General features: G+C 74.9%; 2 protein-coding genes. Both read left to right on the top strand.

Annotated features, from left to right (window positions below; all coding sequences use genetic code 11):
- Positions 1-301 precede the first annotated feature (301 nt).
- Positions 302-1462 (top strand): steroid 3-ketoacyl-CoA thiolase, encoded by a 1161-nt coding sequence (locus AB0J52_RS38085; protein ID WP_500187864.1) that lies wholly within the window; start codon positions 302-304, stop codon positions 1460-1462.
- 124 nt (positions 1463-1586) lie between these two features.
- Positions 1587-2003, top strand: a 417-nt coding sequence (locus AB0J52_RS38080) for an MBL fold metallo-hydrolase (protein WP_500187862.1), incomplete at its 3' end; no start/stop codon positions are given.

The raw sequence follows: 2003 nt of genomic DNA, 5'->3' as shown, positions 1-2003 counted from the left end.
CATCGCCTCGCCGGAGCCGCCGCGCGTCCGGCGCCGCTGCCTCCGGCGCGGCGGGCGGGGCAGCCGTACGCGCGAGCGGCCCGCGCTCCGGCGGCCGGCGCGCTGGCGGGCGGACGGTTCGGTGATGGACGCGCCCGCGATGAAGTCGTCGTCGAAGGCTGGCGGTTCGTCCGGCATGAGGCCGATCGTTCCCCACCGGTCCGGGCACCGCAAGGCGCGGCCCGGCGGCGCCCACCCTTCCCGGCAAAACTAGAACACGTTACAGTCGGAGGCCGGACGTCGTTCCAGCAAGGAGTCGCGGATGGGCACCCCGGTGATCGTGGAGGCGGTTCGGACGCCGCTCGGCAAGCGGAACGGCTGGTTGGCCGGTCTCAAGGCGCAGGCCGTGCTCGCGCACGCGGTCAACGCGCTGCTCGCGCGGGCCGGGCTGGACGGCGCGGAAGTGGAACAGGTTTTCGCCGGCTGCGTGACCCAGGCGGGCGAGCAGGGCGGACATGTCGGACGGTACGCGTGGCTGTACGCGGGGCAGCCGTGGCAGGCGGGCGTGACGACGGTCGACGCGCAGTGCGGGTCGTCGCAGCAGGCCGTCCACCTCGCGGCGGCGCAGGTCGCGGCCGGGGCCGTGGACGTCGCGATCGGCTGCGGCGTCGAGGTGATGAGCCGGTCGCCGCTCGGCAGCAACGTGCTGCCCGCCAAGCCGCGCCCGGACGACTGGTCGATCGACATGCCGCACCAGTTCGAGGCCGCCGAGCGGATCGCCAAGCGGCGCGGCCTCACCCGCGACGACGTGGACGCCTTCGGCCTCCGGTCGCAGCAGCTCGCCGCCAAGGCGTGGGCGGACGGCCGCTTCGACCGGGAGATCGCGCCGATCGACGCGCCCGTCCTGGACGCCGAGGGCAACCCGACCGGCGAGACCCGGACCGTGGTCCGCGACCAGGGCCTGCGCGAGACGACGCGGGAGGGGCTCGCCGGGCTCCGGCCGGTCCTCGGCGAGGACGCGCTGCACACCGCCGGGTCGTCCTCGCAGATCTCCGACGGGGCCGCCGCCGTCCTGGTGATGGACGAGGCGAAGGCCCGCTCGCTCGGCCTGCGCGTCCGCGCCCGGATCAGGTCGCAGGCGCTGGTCGGCTCCGAGCCGTACTACCACCTGGACGGGCCGGTCCAGTCGACCGAGCGCGTCCTGTCCCGGACCGGGATGTCGATGCGCGACCTGGACATCACCGAGATCAACGAGGCGTTCGCGAGCGTCGTCCTGTCGTGGGCGTCCGTGCACGAGCCGGACATGGACACCGTGAACGTCAACGGCGGCGCGATCGCGCTCGGCCACCCCGTCGGCGCGACCGGCGCGCGCCTCATCACCACCGCGCTGCACGAGCTGGAACGCCGCGACGCCGGGACCGCGCTCGTCACCATGTGCTGCGGCGGGGCCCTGTCCACCGCGACGATCCTCGAACGCCTCTGACGTGCGCAGGAAAGACGCGCGGCCGGAAGACGCACAGCCCGTAAGCGCGCGCCAAGAAGACGCGCGGCCCGAAAACTCGCGGCCGAAAGCGGAGGAGCTCGGCGGGGGCCTGTGGAGCGTTCCGGTGCCGATCCCGGGCAATCCGCTCGCGTACACCCTGGTCTACGTGCTGGAGAGCCGGCGCGGGCCCGTGCTGGTGGACGCGGGTTGGGAACACGAGGACGCCTGGAACGCCCTGACCGACGGCCTCGCCTCGTTCGGCCTGGACGTCGCGGACGTCCTCGGCGTGGTGGTCACGCACCACCACCCGGACCACGCGGGCCTCGCGGGCCGGGTGCGCGAGGCGTCCGGCGCGTGGATCGCCATGCACCGCGCGGACGCCGGGATCGTCCGCGCGTTCCGCGCGATGGTCGAGGAGGACTCGGGCCGGGCCTGGATCGCCGACTCGCTCCGCCGCGCGGGCGCGGACGCCGCCGACCTCGCCGCCCACCCGCGCCGCCGGCACATCGACCCGCCCGCCCAGCCCGACCGCGAACTGGAG

Source organism: Spirillospora sp. NPDC049652, assembly GCF_040675125.1.
GTDB lineage: Bacteria > Actinomycetota > Actinomycetes > Streptosporangiales > Streptosporangiaceae > Spirillospora.
Note: the sequence above shows the minus strand (reverse complement) of the source record. Positions and strands in the feature narration are given on the sequence as shown.

Bases quoted from the DNA above. Each gene is read 5' to 3' on its own strand.
- AB0J52_RS38085 (WP_500187864.1), top strand. From the start codon at position 302: ATGGGCACCCCGGTGATCGTGGAGGCGGTTCGGACGCCGCTCGGCAAG.